Origin of the sequence: Muricoccus nepalensis, from assembly GCF_006438825.1 — a bacterium.
In the GTDB taxonomy this organism is placed as follows: Bacteria; Pseudomonadota; Alphaproteobacteria; order Acetobacterales; family Acetobacteraceae; genus Roseomonas; species Roseomonas nepalensis.
The window spans coordinates 20,725-36,078 of sequence record NZ_RCZP01000054.1 but is presented as its reverse complement, the minus strand read 5'-3'; the positions used below and the strand labels follow the sequence as shown (position 1 = coordinate 36,078).

Here is a 15,354-nt window from a genome sequence, read left to right as displayed (position 1 = left end):
AGGCTACTTCCAGGTCCGCAAGGCGATCCCGTCGATCCTTGCATGTCGCGAAGCTTGGCGGCCTAACGGCGAACCGTTGTGTTCCGGGTAGACCAAGCTTTGAGGTTATGTCCCGCTAGCAACCAACGACGTCCGAAACCGAGATGCGAAAGGGCGCAGCGGACCGGGCGTGAAATACGCCTGAGGGAATGGCGGCACTCCTCGGTCTTATGAGCGTGTCACTCCACAGGGGCTGTTGCCCGGCAGTCCACCTGTTCCGTGAAGCCGAAGCGTTCTTGAGATGGGTGGAATGGCTAGGAGCCCGCTTCATAACGGCTGAGCCAGACGCCTGACGAGGACCATGGCGGCAGCAAGGGCGAAGAAGGCAACGGCGGAGTTAACGGCTGCCTCGTGGTCACAAGTGAGGCGTCGGCAGCGACCAAATGAAGGAACCCTCCACTACCCACCGCCTAGGCTGCACGGCGGCCGCTTCCTGCTCGGGTGCACGACCGACGACCGTGAGAGCCGTGGGCCAAGCCTGGGCCACTCGCGACCCGGCGTAGCCGCGGTCGGCACAGCAGCGGGTGAGGAATGGCTACGGACGGCGTGACACGGCCAGGAGGGCCGCACCCCCTCGGCTGTCGTGCAGGGAGGCGGGCGAGAGATCAGCGTTCCTTTAGTAGAACGCTGTGTGCCGCGACCGTCCACTATATGTATTGCCGCTTTGCCGTCACTTGAAGGGGCGGCATCGCTTGCAGCGCCGCCCAAGGAGACCGCTCATGACGAAACAGTTCGCTGACAAGGTAACCGTTTTGACGAGCGGCTCGAACTCGTGAGCGCGCCGTCGTTTTCCACTCTCAACTCGGCGACCAGGCTCGGTTCATCCAGCCCTTGAGGATGTCTGCTCAACGTCGTTGCCATCGGAGGTAGGCGCAGCCCCCTCGACGGCTGCCACGCCTGAACCGAGCGGCAGAGCTCCCCCTGTATTCTCTCGTTCAACCGCATTCGACCGCACCTGCGCTGCACAACCCCAGCACCCATCACAGCCTCGAGCCGGTGATCGTACCCAGCGGATGGTTCGTCCTTGCGCAGGTTGCGGCTCGCGCCGCAGTCCAGGAGACCAACCCCGGGAGCGCGGCATGGCCCGGCCGATTTTTGCGTCCGATGTTGCCGACCATCAAGTCAGGAGACATGAGATGATCCAGTCCAGCGAGTCCCCGGAGCGGATCCGTGAATTGCTTCGACGCAACCTTCAGGAGGTCTTCGGAGAGGGTGATGCGCAGCGCCGCCGCGCCGCAATCAATGATCTCTGGACCAATGACGCCGTTCTGTATGCTCCCCCCGGGATCGTGGAAGGACAGGATGCAATTGGCGAGTTTGCTGGCAAGCTACGCGCGACGCATCCTCACTTCGTCTACACGCCGCACGGCGCCCCGCAGGTGCTCCACAATGCGGGACGCCTCGCCTGGGGCTCCGGCCCGCATGGCGAGGAGGCGGAGTATACCGGCTGGGACGTGATCGTCGTCCGCGACGGACGCATTGCTGCCCTTTACGTGTTCCTGGATGAGGCGACGGCGGAGTTCAGACGCTCCGCCGACGGTCAGAGCTGAGGGCACCGTCAACTGGGCGGTTAGTCAGCCTGTCGAGGTAGAGCCGTCGAATACCTGGGCTGTGGAGCTGAGCTCGACGGCACGAAACACCGCGACCATCCGGGGGAGGAACCAGGCGCCACCGATGCTGGAGATCAAGCCCGGCCGAACCTAAGGTCTCGAAAAAGCGCGCCCGGTCCGAGCCGGATGTCGCGCATACAGACAATGTCGAGCCCCGCCGCCAGGACGTGAAGACCTTGGAACGCCTTGGCGGCACAATGGAAAGCCTCAGTATCGTAGCAAGCGGGTGGCCTGAAAAGGGTGCCGCTTAACGAGAGCCTCTGAGCGCAAACAGGTCGTCATATAGATGATGTCTGCCACTGTAGGAGAAGAAATGTACTCTAGCGCAGTCGGAGCAGGAGAAGCGGCGTGTAGACTCGGATGCATCCTACGGAACACCTTGTCGCTTGCAGAGGTCGAGTGATTTGCCATTCACGGCATGCATAACTATGTGTGGTGTGACGGAATGGAGATTGACCTTGGCAAATTTGTTCAAGCGTGGCGCGGCAGTTCGCTTTAAGACAACAGGTGCGGGCATCACAACAGCCCGACATGGGACTGTCGTGAGGACCATCCCTACCGTTCGCGGCGTGCGCGTCGAGGTGAGGGACACGGATGGAAATTTGTATCGGCCGCATCTTTCGATGGTGAAGTTGCGTGCTTGACGTCAGGTGCGGACGTGCTGCTGCACAATCGTGACATCTGGAATGTTGTCCCAAGTCGGGTCATAGCCGCCTAGGCTCGGAGCGTCTGCCTATCTGCTATCGTTTCCCGTTTGATTTGCACCCGCTTGGTGAACGCCAGTTGAGACACACAGAAGGAAGATGGCTATGAGCGAGCCGGACCGGTACATGCTGGATCAGGCCGAACAACTCGCACAGCATCTTAAGCTCGTCGACGGGAAGTCAGGCTACGTCGAGGCAACGTCAGAGGCTTACCACGTGTATCTGCGCAAGAAGTGGCCGGGCAAACAGCTGACGTCCTGGGATGGCATACCTGTCGAGTGGCACGAGAACGTCGGTACACACAAGGCCGCCAACCGGTAGGCGCTTCAAGCATCCAAGACACACCTCAGTGGGCTTCCTTACCCAAGCGGTCTGCATCAGTGCCCTGAATGGAATGCTTAGCTTTGACCTCTCGACGATTGCTGAGTTGCATTCCGGGCAAGATGGGTTGCCGCTCAGCCACCCTGTCAACGCGCCGCATCAAGCCAAAGCATTGGAGCAGCGCTGACGGCTTCGCCACCGCCAATCATCGCTGCACGTGTTGCTGCCCAGGACGGTCCTAACCCTCAAAACTGATCCGATGTAGGGGCAAGTTTTTCGAGCACTGTAAGCCTCCTAGGAGGGGGCAGTGCCAGGAAGCAGAAACGGCACAAGAACGAACGGATTGCCCTCGACCTGAAGCAGGCGAAGAGCTGCACGGCGGTTATTGGGAGCTGCCGCAAACTCGGAATCTCGGAGCTGATCGTCCACTGTTGTAAGAAGTGGAAGCTGTCTGGGTGTCCTGCATCGTCGCTCCTGCCTCGCCGACGTCTGTGGGAAGCGCGAAGTCCCGAACGTGCCTCATCTTGAGCAGCACTACCGCTACCTATGACTCTAGCGCTGATCATGATTTGACGGCCCTCGCCGGGTGACGAGAGCGCTCCCCAGGGGGCGCACATTAGGAAACCTGATGATGCCGCCGCGACGCGCAACCTCGACCTCGATCTGCCCCGGAGCTTCGTCACCGTGGCCGATGCCGTTAGCTTCGCCGCCGCGGCCGCCTGCGTCCATCGTACCCAGTCTGCGGTCAGCCAGCAGATGCAGCGCCGAGAGGCGATGACGGGCCGCGCGCTCTTCGGATGAGATGGCCGCCATAAGCGTCTCACCGAGGAGGGGCTTCGACCGCTCACCTACGCCCGTCGCCTCGTCGCTCTCAATGACGAGGCCAATGCCGCCCTCGATCCCGGTGGGCCGGCCGAGGTGGTGCGTCTCGCTGTGAACAATGACGTGGTGCACAGCATGTTGCCAGCGCTGCTCGGCCGCATCGCCCGGAGCCACCGGAACATCCTGCTGGAGATTCGCCCAGGCCGCAGTCCCTTCCTGATAGAGGAGCTGGAGCGGGGCGAACTGGACCTCGCGATCACGACGCCGGACCGCCGCAGCTATCCGCGCCTGGTGCGGCACCGCTCGCCCACCGCGTGGTTTTGCGGCGCGGATTTCGCGCACCGGCGCGACGCGCCGTTGTTCCTGGTCCTGTCCAATGAGCCGCTTCGCACCGGCAGCGCAGAGGCGGCACGGCGGGTCTTCTATGGCCTTTCCGACATCGCGTTCTGAGGCGGCGGGCGGTTATCCCTCCACGCGGATGTTCCGCTGCCGGATCACCTCACCCAGGCGCTCCGTCTCGGTCCGGATAAAGGCACCCAGCTCGCCCGGGGAGGAGGCCTCCCCGTCGAGGCCTGCCTGGGCGAGGCGCCGTGCGCTCTCGGGTCGGGCCACGGCCTCGCGGACGGCCAGGCTGACGCGCTCGACCGCGGACGACGGTGTGCCCGCCGGCGCCATGATGGCGCCCCACGAGGTGCTCTCGGCACCCTGCAGCCCAAACTCCGCCACGGTGGGCACGTCCGGCAGAAGCGGGTTGCGCTGGTGACCCGTGCTGGCCAGGGCACGGAGGCTTCCCTCGCGAACCGGGCCGAGGGAGGAGGCGGGCTGGTCGAGAAGGAGCTGGATCGTGCCCGCGATCAGGTCGCTCATCGCTTGCCCGCTGCCCCGGTACGGGACATGCGTCAGCTCGATCCCGGCCGCGCCGGCGAAGACCTCGGTAAAGATGTGGGTCGCCGTGCCCACGCCGCTTGAGCCATAGGAGATCCCGCCCGGCTTCGCGCGCGCCAGCGCCAGGAACTCGGGAAGCGATCTTGCCGGGAGCCCGGCGGGCACCACCACGAGAATGTCCGAGCGGAAGGCGAGCGAGACGGGCGCGAGGTCCCGACCGATGCTCACGCTCCGCATGAGGCCGAGATTGGGCGCGATGGTCATCACGCCGTTCGTGCCGAGGAGCAGCGTGTGGCCGTCGGGCGCCGCCCGCGCCACGGCCTCGGTCCCGATCGCGCCGCCGGCGCCGGCGCGGTTCTCGACCACCACGGGCTGGCCCAGGGTTTCGCCCATGCGCTCGGCAAGGATGCGGGCCGCCACGTCCGTGGAGCCGCCAGGGGCGAAGGGGACGATGAGGCGCAGCGGGCGGGAGGGTGCCCAAGGGCTCTGCGCGGGCGCAGGGCCGGGCCGCGCCGTCAGGGTGGCCGGGGCTGCCAGGAGGAGGGCTCTGCGGCCGTGTTCGTGCGCCATCGTTCTTCCTCTCTGCCGGCAACCGCTCCGAGTGCTTATTCCTGATCCCCGCCGGTCCGCCTGCCAAACGTATTGTGCGCGAGGGATCTATAAGCTTCGCTGATGTACTGGACAGACCAGGGCCGGGTTCGGTCGGCCGGAGCCCGGGCTTGTTGGCCCCGAAAGGCGTCGGTCCGGAGGGAGAGGGTGTTGCCGGGCACCAGGTGCTCCAGGCATCAGGCCCTTTTATGTTTCCTCCTTCAGGAATGCGTTTGTCGGGCCGGCCGGCACATGCTCAACCTGAGAGGCAAGGATTCCGGGGAACGGGAATGTCTATCAAATCGGAACGTCAGGACGCGGTGGGTCAGGCCATCGGTCAGGTTCGAGAACTGATCGGCGACCGCGCGCTGGACCGGGCGACGCTCGGCCGGGTGCTGGAGGTGCTGAAGGGCCTCGCCGCCCAGCCCAGCCTGTGGCCGGCCGATGACTTCCCCTCTCCCGGCGAGGACACGCGGCAGGCCCGCTACCTGATCGCGGAGGACCCGGACCAGACCTATGCCCTTTACCTGAACACCATGCTGCCGGGCCGGAAGATCCCTCCCCACGACCACACGACCTGGGCCTGCATCGCGGGCGTGGAGGGTGAGGAGCACAACACGGTCTGGCACCGCACGGACGACGGTAGCCGTCCCGGCCACGCGGAGCTGGAGAGCAAGGAGATGATCGTGGTGAAGGCCGGCAGCGGGATCGCGCTGATGCCGGACGACATCCACTCCGTCGACATTGTCGGCGACCGCCCCATCCGCCACCTTCACCTCTACGGCCGCGCGCTGGAGGTGCTGAGCGAGCGCGTCACGTACGACGTGGCGGCGAAGACCGTGAAGCCCATGCCGATCGGCGTGCAGACGAAGCGCTGAGGTGAGCGGAGCGATGCGACCGGTGGACGCCCCCACGCTCAAGGAATGGCTGCACGACGGCGCCGAGATCGCGCTGCTCGACGTGCGGGAGCACGGGCAATTCGGGGAGGCGCACCCCTTCTACGCCGTCCCCCTGCCCTACTCCCGCCTGGAGCTGGAGATCGGCCGGCTGGTGCCGCGCCGGGCCACGCGCATCGTCCTGCTCGACGAAGGGGACGGCATCGCGCTGCGGGCCGCGGCACGGCTCGAGGCGATGGGGTACGCCGCCGTCCATGCGCTGGACGGCGGCGCGACCGCCTGGAAGGCGGCGGGCTACGAGCTCTTCGCCGGCGTGAACCTGCCGAGCAAGTCCTTCGGCGAGATGGCGGAGCATGTCTACGGCACGCCGCACATCACCGCGCCGGAGTTGGCGGAACGGCAGGCGCGCGGGGACAAGCTCGTCGTGCTGGATGGCCGTCCGGTCGACGAGTACCGGAAGATGACCATCCCCGGCAGCATCTGCTGCCCGAATGGCGAGCTGGCGCTGCGGATCGCCGCCCTGGCGCCCGATCCGGAGACGACGATCGTGGTGAACTGCGCGGGCCGCACGCGCAGCATCATCGGCGCGCAGACCCTCCGCCATCTCGGCGTGCCCAACCCGGTTCTGGCCCTGGAGAACGGGACCCAGGGCTGGTTCCTCGCCGATCTTCCCCTCGACCACGGCGCGAACCGGCTCTATCCGGCGCCGGCCGGGGACATGGCCCAGGCGCGGTCCCGGGCGGAGGCGCATGCCGCGCGCGCCGAGGTCGGGTGGGCGGACGCCAGGACGCTCACGGCCTGGATGGGCGATCCGACCCGCAGCACCTTCCTCTGCGACGTACGGACGCCCGAGGAGTTCGCCGCCGGTTCCTTGCCCGGCGCGCAGTCCGCACCGGGCGGCCAGCTTCTGCAGGCGACCGATCAGTATGTCGGGGTGCGCGGCGCCCGCCTCGTTCTCTTCGACAGCGAGGGCGTGCGCGCGCCCATGGTGGCGGCGTGGCTGCGCCAGATGGGTTGGGACGCCTTCGTGCTCACCGAAGGACTCGCGGCCAGCCTGCCCCTTCCATCCCCCACCGCAAGGCCGGCGTTGCCCAGCCTTGCCCCCGCCACCGCCGCGGAGCTGCCCGGGCTGGTGGCGGCCGGCGCCGCCCTGCTCGACCTGCGCTCCTCCATGGCCTATCGGGCCGGACACCTGGCCGGGGCGCGCTGGGCGATCCGCCCGCGGCTGGACGGGGTCTCGGCGCCATCCGGAGCGCTCGTGCTGATCGCGGCGGAGGGAGACCTGGCGCGACTGGCGGCGCTGGACCTCGCGGAGCGCGGTATCGTCGCGACGCACTGGCACCGGGGCGATCCTGCCTCGTGGCGAGCCGCCGGGCTCGCGGTGGAAGCGACGCCGCAGGACCCGCGCGACGCGGACTGCATCGACTTCCTCTTCTTCGTCCACGACCGGCACGACGGCAACAAGGCGGCCGCACGGCAGTACCTGGCCTGGGAGATGGGGTTGATCGAAAAGCTCGACAGGGCAGAGCGCGCCGCCTGGCGCTTCCTGCCGCCCGGTTGAGACGGCGGAAGGCGGGGAAACTCCGGAAGGGAGAAGGCGATCATGCGGTCAACGAGAAGGAGCCTGCTGAGAGCCGGTGTCGGCACGGCCTTCCTTGCGCCGGCGCGCCCCGCCCTCGCTGCCTGGCCGGAACGCCCGGTTCGCTTCGTCGTCCCTCTGGCGGCCGGCGGCAGCGTGGATCTCCTCACGCGGCAGGTGGCAGAGCGCTTGCAGCCCCGCCTCGGCGCCCCGGTCGTCGTGGAGAACCGGGGCGGGGCCGCGGGCAACATCGGGATAGACCTCGTCGCCCGCGCGGCACCGGACGGCTACACGGCGCTGGTCGCCTCCGACGCGCTGACCGTGAACCCCGCGCTCCAGCCCGTCACCTGGGACGCCAGGCGCAGCTTCGTGCCGTCCGTCCTGCTGTGCCGCGCGCCGCAGGTGCTGCTGGCGCATCCCTCCCTGGGCGTCCGCGACCTCGGAGGGCTCCTGGCGGAGGCGGAGAAGCGGGAGGGGCGGCTCAACATCGCCTCGCCCGGCAATGCCAGCAGCGGGCATCTCGCGGGGGCGCTGATGCAGGTGATGACGCGCGGACGCTGGACGCACGTGCCCTATCGTGGCGGCGGTCCCGCCGTGTCGGACGCGCTGGCAGGGCATGTGGACGCCATCTGGGTCACCGCCGCGCCCGTGGTGCCGCATATCCGGAGCGGCGCCCTGGTCCCGCTGGCCGTCAGCACGAAGGAGCGGGCGCGCGCGCTTCCCGAGGTGCCGACCATGGCGGAACTCGGCTATCCCGACTTCGAGGTGACGAACTGGGAAGGCGTGCTCTTCCCAGCCGGTACGCCGGCGGAGGTCGTGACGGGCATGAACGCTGCCTGCAACGCCGTGCTGGAGGAGCCGACGCTGCGCGCGCGTTTGGAGGAGGTGGGATTCGAGACGATCGGCGGCCCGCCGGAAGTGCTGACGGCGCTGATCGACACCAACCTTCGCCGCTGGGCCGGACTGATCCGCGAGACCGGCATCCGAGCCGACTGAAATGAAGCCTCCAGCCGTTTGCAGGAATGGGAGTGCTGCGGGACTTGAGGAAGATGGGGATGCGTTGAGTTTTCCGAAGCGCTGCGGCTCGGCTGCGGTCGACGGCCGCCCAGGCTGCCTGGCCCGATAGGCCCATCCGCCTCATCGTCCCGATCACGCCGGGTGTGAGCAACGGCTCGCAGCGCGGAGGGGCCGATCCGCACTGATGCAGTGCGGACATACTCCGGCGGCCGGGGTTCTAGCATAGGCCCCCTCGAGGGCTGACGCTGCATCGGCACCAGTAAACTCAGGCGCCTCAAAACAGTCGGCGGTTCGCGTAACCGGCGGGTCGCTTCGGCGCAGGCAGGCCAGCTTGACCCTCGGTCGTGCCATCTCCGGGCAAGAGGACGACCTCTCACGAGTGCAGGATCACACCGTGTTCCGCGTGCAAGACGCACCAACAGCCTCTGACTCAAGACAGATCAGAGCGCCCAACCATCCTTGCCGGGCAGCGAACGCGCGAGGCGCATGCCTCACCGCATTTCGGTAATTGACACCTGACCGTCCTGGTGGGGAACTCAGTCCTGGCGGCAATCCGGGTCGGGCCGCTCATCAAGGCGGAAGAACACGCCAGTGTCCTGGGGAGCGGAACAATGCTGCATCGGCGCAATGCACTGTCGCTCGTTGGTAGCGCCGCCGTGGCCGGCTTGGTGGGTGGTGGCGCTAGCCCGCCCGCGCGAGCAGCCGCGGCGGCCCTGCCGCGGGCCGGGCGGGCGGAGGAGGCGGGACTGTCGACAGACCGCCTCGGCCGGATCGCGGGCTGGCTCCGCGACGAGGTGACCGCCAACCGTATTCCCGGCGCCGTGGTCGTCGTTGGTCGCAAGGGACAGGTCGCCTACGAGCAGGCCGTCGGCTTCCGGGACCGTGACAGCCAGGCGCCCATGCCGGCGAATGCCGTGTTCCGCATCGCGTCGATGACCAAGCCCTTTGCCTCGCTGGCTCTCATGATGCTGGCTGAGGAGGGGCGCGTCATGCTCTGGCACCCGGTCAGCCGCTACTTGCCCGAGTTCGGGGACGCGGTGGTCGGAGCCGAGCGCGCCGCGGTGATCCGCCCCCCCACGGTCCAGGACCTGCTGCGGCACACCTCCGGCCTCACCTATGCCGCTGGTGAGGGGGTGGCCGGCGCCAATCCCGTGCAGCGCGCCTATGGGGAGGCAAGGGTCGCCAACCGCGACCAGACGAGCGCCCAGTTCATAACCAATCTTGCCCGCCTGCCGCTGATGTATCAGCCCGGGACGCATTGGGAGTACAGCCACTCCACGGACGTGGTCGGGCGGATCGTTGAGGTGGTGAGCGGCATGGACCTCGACCGTTTCATCCGCGAGCGGATCAGCAACCCTCTCGGCCTGACGGATACCGGCTTTTGGGCGCCGCCTGAGGCGGAGGGGCGCGTGGCGCGGGCGCAGGTGGACCCGGTGACCGGCCGCCGGCAGTCCTTCCCCGATGCGCTGGAGAAGCCGCAATGGTTCTCGGGCGGCGGCGGCATGGTTTCGACCGCCTCGGACTACGCGCGCTTCTGCCAGATGCTTCTCAACGGCGGCGAGTTGGGCGGAACGCGCATCGTTTCGCCGAAGACGATCGAGCTGATGACGTCTAACCATCTTCCACCCGGCACCGAGTACAGCCCAGACCTGTTCTCGCGCTTCGGCGGCCTCGCCCCATCCCCGGTCGTCGGCTACGGCTTCGGCCTGGGCTTCGAGGTCCGGCTGGAGGAGGGGCGCAGCCCGGTGCCGGGGAGCGTCGGGGACTACTCCTGGGGCGGCGCCTACGGCACCTACTTCTGGGTGGACCCGAAGGAGGGGCTCTACGCCGTGCTCATGCTCCAGGGGCCATCGGACCGCCTGCAATACCGGTATGCGATCCGGCAGCTCGTCTATCAGGCCTTCAGCTAAGCCGAGGCGGGTAAACCCGCGCCTGGAACCTCCTTTACCCAGGCGGTTTCCCGTTCAAACACCGGGGCAGCCCAGCGTATCGACGTGGATCATGAGGGCGTAGCCGGTGGCACGGCTGCGCCGTGGACAGAGGGCGTGGTCGAAGCGGAGTTGACAGCTTTGGTCACCTTCGGTCGAGATAGCTGGCCGGCGTACAAACGCTTCAGGGGCGTGCTGCCGGTCGGGCTGCTGTAGCCCTTGCCGCCTTCTCCTCGGAGGACCACACGACCCACACCTGGGGAGCTGTCAGAGAAGCCGATGGCCACGCACCGCTTTCGTCCTACCCGCTACTTCAACGTGCTCGGTACCGCTGAGCCGTGCCTTCGCATCGCCAACGGCGACACGGTGGTGACAGATACCATCGACGCGTCCGGAATGGACGCTCAGGAGATGACGGTGGCCAGCCGGCCGAACCCAATGACGGGGCCGTTCTTTGTCGAAGGCGCTGAGCCTGGCGACACGCTGGCCGTCCATATTGAGCGGCTGACGCCAAGCCGCTCGACGGGCTGGACCTATTCGCCCCTTGCCCTCACCGTGCTGGATCCGGCCGCGATCGCCGACCACCCGCCGCAGCAACGCCATGTCTGGGAGATCGACAGCAAGACCAGAAGCGTGCGGCTGCAGGAGCCGGCGAAGGGGTTGGAGACATTCGCCCCACCACTACAACCCATGATCGGCTGCTTCGGCGTCGCGCCGGCCGGCGGGCAAGCACTATCCACCGCGACGAGCGCGCAGAATGGCGGCAATATGGACTACCGCCTGTTCGCGCCGGGGACGACGGCCTGGTTCCCGATTTCCGTGCCGGGCGCGCTCTTCTATCTTGGCGACGGGCACGCCTGCCAGGGAGACGGTGAGATCGTCGGCACCGGCATCGAGACCTCCTTCGAGATGGAGGTAACGCTCCGTGTTCTGAAGAGGACTATTACCTGGCCGCGTGGCGAGACCATCGACGACATCTTCACGATCGGCAACGCCAGGCCGCTTGATCAAGCGCTGCAGCACGCCACGACCGAGATGCTGCGGTGGCTGGGTGAGGATTACGGTCTGGACGCCCGGGCCGCCAGTCACCTGATGGGACAGGTTGTCCGCTACGACGTCGGCAACGTCTTCAACCCGGCCTTCACGGTCGCCTGCCGAATTGCCAAGCGCTGGCTGACGAAGCGGCAGGATGGAGGATCCAGCGGTCGTTAGCGGTCAGGTCTGTCGAACAGGACCATCAGGCGGTAGCATCACTCCACTCGCAAGTTCTTCGCCCTGATGAACCCGCCCCAAACCTCCCCGTCCCGCGCAACGCGCCCGCGTATGTCGTCCGCCGATCCGGGGATCGCGACGATGTTGGAAGCCACCAAGTTTCGAGTGACCGCTGGGTCTGCCAGGGCCTCACGCACGGCCGAGTTGAGAGCCGTTACGATCGGCTCGGGCATGCCGGATGGGCCGACCAGCGCAAGCCAGCCCGGCATAACAGGGGCATTTACCCCCGCCTCCGTCAGCGTGGGCAGGTCGGGCAAGTCAGGCGAGCGGGCCGCAGCAACCGCGGCGAGGGGCACGAGGGAGCGTTCGCGGATCTGCGGCAGGGCATTGCCGAGCACGCTGATCATGGCGTCCACTTCGCCCGTCATGACAGCGGTCAAGGCTTGAGTGGTCCCGGCATACGGAACATGCGTGAGTTGGATGCCAGTCCGGTCGGCAAGCATCTCGGTGGCGAGATGGGTCGAGTTGCCGATCCCGGCGCTGGAGAAGGTCAGCCGCCCGGGCTGCGCCTTTGCGCGTGCCACAAGGTCGGCAAGGGAGGTGAGACCACTCCTTGGGCTGACGATCAGGACAAACGGGGTGTCCGACACTGGCGCGATGTAGGTGAAGTCACGCGCCGGGTCGTAAGGCAAGTTGCTGTAGAGATAGGGATTGAAGGTGAGCAGCGAGACCCCAACCAGGGCGATGGTATGCCCGTCCGGACGCTGCTGCTTGATGTAGGTCGTCGCGATCACGCCGTTGGCGCCTGCCCGGTTCTCGACCACAACGGGCTGGCCGAGTCTGCGTGCCATGGGCTCCGCCATCAAGCGCGCCACCACATCGGTGTTGGAGCCGGCAGCCTGGGAGACGATGAGGCGGATCGGCTGCGTGGGAAACACCCCCTGTGCCAGCACTGTTCGCTGGGAGAGCGCCGCGCCCGTGGCAAGAACGGCGGTGATGACGGCGCGGCGTCTGAGGGGGCACATCGTCACGGCGTCGTTCCTTTGGGCATGAAACGGGGAAATGGGCGCATCGGCAGGTCCAAGGCCGAGCCGTTGTCGCCGCCATAGAGGATGGTCAGGATCGGCGGACGCCCGTGCGGCACCTGAACACAGTGGCCGGCGTCCGCTCCCGCTATGGATAGCCGGAGGCGGCTCCCTGCCTTGATCATCCAGGATGTCGGCAGCAACGGTATGCGGAGGCGCTCGGCCTGACCCGGCACCAGAGGGGCAGCGTCGCGGCGCGCAAAGCTCCGGGATGGCCAAGCTGTCCGGTAGCGTTCCGGGGGTGAGCTTTCCTTACGGTGCAGAGCGCGAAGCAATCCTTCGGTGACGTACCGTACTGTGCCGTCCGCCTCAACTTCGGAGAGATAGGCGAAGATCGAGGCGTCGGGCTCGCTTGACTCAATCCGGAGGTCGACGACGCCGTGACCGGTGAGCTCCATGTCGGCCTCCATCGGCTCGGAGGTCCAAGACGGCAGCCGCACTGCCCGTTCCCCCCAATCGGCGTAGTAGGTGGTGGTGTCGATGGCAGCCAGCCTCTCGTACCGCGTCTGGTTGCCGCTGCTGGTGGTGAAGTCCAATTGGAACGCATCGCGGCCTGCTACACCGGCCTTCGATTCGAGGCCGGCTGGCGCGAGGTGCCATCGCCGGGTCTGATCGATGGGAGGCCAGCTTCCAGCCTCCTGCCAGCACTCGGCATGGATGGAGAAGTAGTGGACCCGCGCTTCCACCTCGTACCCTGTGGAGCGACGCAGGAGGTAATGATCGAAGAAGCGCAGTAACTCGCCCAACAGGGAGAACTGTGAAGCTGCCTCGTCTCGCCAAGGCGAGACGTTGCTGCGTGCTCCGTGGTCCCAAGGACCGAGCAGAAGGTGAACAGGGTTCTTCGACAGCGTCAGGTAACGCGCAATCGCCGCGTTGCTGAACCCCACACCATCCATCCAACCAGAGGTGGCAAGCACCGCGACGTCCTCTTGGATGTAATCGCGATAGGCATAAGGGCTAAACGAAGCTGAGCTGAAGCCAACGTCGTAGGGCAGCGGCTCCTCGCGAAACCGGAACTCCGTGATGAAGTCGGGCATGTGGAAGTTGCCAAGGTGCTCCTGGATGGCCTGGGCCAGCAGTACGCCGCCCGGATCCTCGTCCACCGGCGCGGGGCCTCGGAGATCGGGGTTGGCGTAGTAGGCGATGTTTCTCAACAGGTCGCGCCGATCATGATCCATTGCAACCATGAGGTTGTCATAGGACTGGGACAGGCGGTTCAGGAAAACGCCACCGGGATAGTAGTGGTCTTGCCAGGTGTCCCACATGGCGAAGAGCGGCGCGATCGCCTTCACGGCAGGATGCCCCGTGCTGGCAAGGAAGTCCGACGCGGCGCCGGGATAGGAGATGCCGGTTGCGCCGATCCGTCCGTTGCACCAGGGCTGAGCCACAACCCAGTCCGCAATCTCCCGGCTGTCGTCACGCTCGCGGGGCGAGCGGAAACTGTCCCGAGTACCGAAGCTCGCCCCCGTGCCGCGCACGTCGACAACGACCACGGCATAGCCGTGCGGGACCAGGAAACGGACAAACTTGCCGGCGTTCGGAATGGCGTCAGCGTCGCTTCCATCGGCGATTGCAAACCGACGATAATAAGGGGTGAGGATGAGAATGACCGGTACCGATCCCACAACGCCTTCCGGCACCCAGGCGTCCAGAGCAACCCGGCATCCGTCCTGCATCTCGAGATAGCGCGAGAGGGGTTGGGGCGGAACGGCGTATTCGGCGGACCGGCTGGCGAGGTAAGCGCTGGGGGTCACGCGCCAAGCGGCACTGTTGAGATCGCTGTCGCCCATGCCGTTCACGTCCCTTCAGTGGCGGGAGCGGTCCTCCCATACAGCGTATGGTGCATAGGATCCCATCTCGCCCGTGATGCAAAGTCTGGAAGGCGAGCAACCGCCTGGCCGATCAGCCTTGCGTGGATGGGACCCAGCATGCCCTAAACACTGCCCAGAGGCTGGGTAGGCATCAAGACGCGGGAAGCATCAGCCCATCTCCCCGGTGGCGATACGGCCGATGCTGTAGCTACCCTTAGCACCCTGGGACCCCAGACGACCGGTTGCCCCGCTTCAGCACCTGGACCGCGTGGCCCTTCTTCAGCAAGACCAGAAGGCCGGGCAGCGTGCTGCGCCCAACGAGTTGCCTCCGCGACCTGGCTGATGGTGGTGCCCTCGAGGCAGCGCAGGAGGGATACCTGCCTCGTGCCCTCACGTGGCCGATGCGGCGCCAAGGGATCACGGACTGCGTGGGTTGGCACAGTCCGGCTCAGGGCAGTCCGTGGAACCTCGATACCGCTGGACAGATCAGGTCGCCTTGTATTGGCATTTCAGGGCATCAGGCGGTGTGCGGCCGCACCGCGTTGCGGTGTACAGGTCGGCTGGGCGGCAGCGGAGGCAGTAAGCCCCTCCCGAGTGTTCGGCAGGGCACTCGGGCTCCCCTGTCCCCCTTTACCCTCTCGTGCACTCGCGACGACCTCTCCCGCAGCGTCAATCCTAGCGGGCCCCACCGTCTCCAGCCCCGCCGAGGTAATCGGCAAAAATGATGGGCTGCTAGGGTCCAGCACCTCCAGCAACCCAGCTATCAGCATGCTCTGGACCAGCGCACTACGAGCGGCAAGAGGCAGGTCGGCAGGCGCCTCGACAAGTCGGCCCCAGTGTTGGGAAGCGGCCGTGAG

General features: G+C 66.6%; 12 protein-coding genes. 8 read left to right on the top strand and 4 right to left on the bottom strand.

Annotated elements, in window-relative coordinates:
* Positions 1-1,175 precede the first annotated feature (1,175 nt).
* Together EAH89_RS27665 and EAH89_RS27660 are read left to right on the top strand one after the other, a co-directional pair.
* Positions 1,176-1,589, top strand: coding sequence for a nuclear transport factor 2 family protein (locus EAH89_RS27665; protein ID WP_140886922.1), 414 nt, complete (start codon positions 1,176-1,178; stop codon positions 1,587-1,589).
* A gap of 869 nt (positions 1,590-2,458) precedes the next feature.
* The gene (locus EAH89_RS27660; protein WP_140886921.1) at positions 2,459-2,674 is read left to right on the top strand and encodes a hypothetical protein; all 216 of its coding nucleotides are present in this window, start codon (positions 2,459-2,461) and stop codon (positions 2,672-2,674) included.
* A gap of 552 nt (positions 2,675-3,226) precedes the next feature.
* On the opposite strand, the gene EAH89_RS33790 is transcribed toward EAH89_RS27660, so the two are convergent.
* Positions 3,227-3,628: a hypothetical protein gene (locus EAH89_RS33790; protein WP_241667247.1), complete on the bottom strand. Its 402-nt coding sequence runs from the start codon at positions 3,626-3,628 to the stop codon at positions 3,227-3,229.
* Here EAH89_RS33790 and EAH89_RS27650 point away from each other — a divergent pair.
* A complete protein-coding gene (locus tag EAH89_RS27650; RefSeq protein WP_241667246.1) occupies positions 3,620-3,946 on the top strand; it encodes a LysR substrate-binding domain-containing protein in 327 nt (108 codons plus the stop codon). The genes EAH89_RS33790 and EAH89_RS27650 overlap by 9 nt on opposite strands.
* Before the next feature lie 12 nt (positions 3,947-3,958).
* Here the strand turns inward: EAH89_RS27650 and EAH89_RS27645 are convergent, their stop codons facing one another.
* A complete protein-coding gene (locus EAH89_RS27645) occupies positions 3,959-4,951 on the bottom strand; it encodes a Bug family tripartite tricarboxylate transporter substrate binding protein (protein WP_140886919.1) in 993 nt (330 codons plus the stop codon).
* Between the two features lie 308 nt (positions 4,952-5,259).
* Here EAH89_RS27645 and EAH89_RS27640 point away from each other — a divergent pair, with 308 nt between their 5' ends.
* The 5 genes from EAH89_RS27640 to EAH89_RS27620 all read left to right on the top strand — a co-directional run bounded on the left by EAH89_RS27640 (position 5,260) and on the right by EAH89_RS27620 (position 11,601).
* Positions 5,260-5,847 carry a cysteine dioxygenase family protein gene (locus EAH89_RS27640; protein WP_140886918.1) on the top strand — a complete coding sequence of 196 codons (588 nt, stop codon included), beginning with the start codon at positions 5,260-5,262 and terminating at the stop codon, positions 5,845-5,847.
* 22 nt (positions 5,848-5,869) lie between these two features.
* Positions 5,870-7,426: a rhodanese-like domain-containing protein gene (locus tag EAH89_RS27635; protein WP_206667705.1), complete on the top strand. Its 1,557-nt coding sequence runs from the start codon at positions 5,870-5,872 to the stop codon at positions 7,424-7,426.
* A 42-nt stretch (positions 7,427-7,468) separates the two neighbouring features.
* Positions 7,469-8,440: a Bug family tripartite tricarboxylate transporter substrate binding protein gene (locus EAH89_RS27630; protein WP_140886917.1), complete on the top strand. Its 972-nt coding sequence runs from the start codon at positions 7,469-7,471 to the stop codon at positions 8,438-8,440.
* 632 nt (positions 8,441-9,072) lie between these two features.
* Entirely contained in the window at positions 9,073-10,371 is a 1,299-nt protein-coding gene (locus EAH89_RS27625) for a serine hydrolase domain-containing protein (protein ID WP_140886916.1), read from the top strand.
* Between the two features lie 297 nt (positions 10,372-10,668).
* Positions 10,669-11,601: an acetamidase/formamidase family protein gene (locus tag EAH89_RS27620; RefSeq protein WP_140886915.1), complete on the top strand. Its 933-nt coding sequence runs from the start codon at positions 10,669-10,671 to the stop codon at positions 11,599-11,601.
* A 38-nt stretch (positions 11,602-11,639) separates the two neighbouring features.
* Here the strand turns inward: EAH89_RS27620 and EAH89_RS27615 are convergent, their stop codons facing one another.
* A complete protein-coding gene (locus EAH89_RS27615) occupies positions 11,640-12,626 on the bottom strand; it encodes a Bug family tripartite tricarboxylate transporter substrate binding protein (RefSeq protein ID WP_140886923.1) in 987 nt (328 codons plus the stop codon).
* Between the two features lie 2 nt (positions 12,627-12,628).
* Positions 12,629-14,476, bottom strand: coding sequence for a CocE/NonD family hydrolase (locus tag EAH89_RS27610; RefSeq protein WP_140886914.1), 1,848 nt, complete (start codon positions 14,474-14,476; stop codon positions 12,629-12,631).
* Between the last annotated feature and the right edge of the window lie 878 nt (positions 14,477-15,354).

Coding starts and splice junctions, on each gene's coding strand:
- EAH89_RS27665 (WP_140886922.1), top strand. CDS start 1,176: ATGATCCAGTCCAGCGAGTCCCCGGAGCGGATCCGTGAATTGCTTCGA.
- EAH89_RS27660 (WP_140886921.1), top strand. CDS start 2,459: ATGAGCGAGCCGGACCGGTACATGCTGGATCAGGCCGAACAACTCGCA.
- EAH89_RS27645 (WP_140886919.1), bottom strand. CDS start 4,951: ATGGCGCACGAACACGGCCGCAGAGCCCTCCTCCTGGCAGCCCCGGCC.
- EAH89_RS27640 (WP_140886918.1), top strand. CDS start 5,260: ATGTCTATCAAATCGGAACGTCAGGACGCGGTGGGTCAGGCCATCGGT.
- EAH89_RS27630 (WP_140886917.1), top strand. CDS start 7,469: ATGCGGTCAACGAGAAGGAGCCTGCTGAGAGCCGGTGTCGGCACGGCC.
- EAH89_RS27625 (WP_140886916.1), top strand. CDS start 9,073: ATGCTGCATCGGCGCAATGCACTGTCGCTCGTTGGTAGCGCCGCCGTG.
- EAH89_RS27620 (WP_140886915.1), top strand. CDS start 10,669: ATGGCCACGCACCGCTTTCGTCCTACCCGCTACTTCAACGTGCTCGGT.
- EAH89_RS27615 (WP_140886923.1), bottom strand. CDS start 12,626: ATGTGCCCCCTCAGACGCCGCGCCGTCATCACCGCCGTTCTTGCCACG.
- EAH89_RS27610 (WP_140886914.1), bottom strand. CDS start 14,476: ATGGGCGACAGCGATCTCAACAGTGCCGCTTGGCGCGTGACCCCCAGC.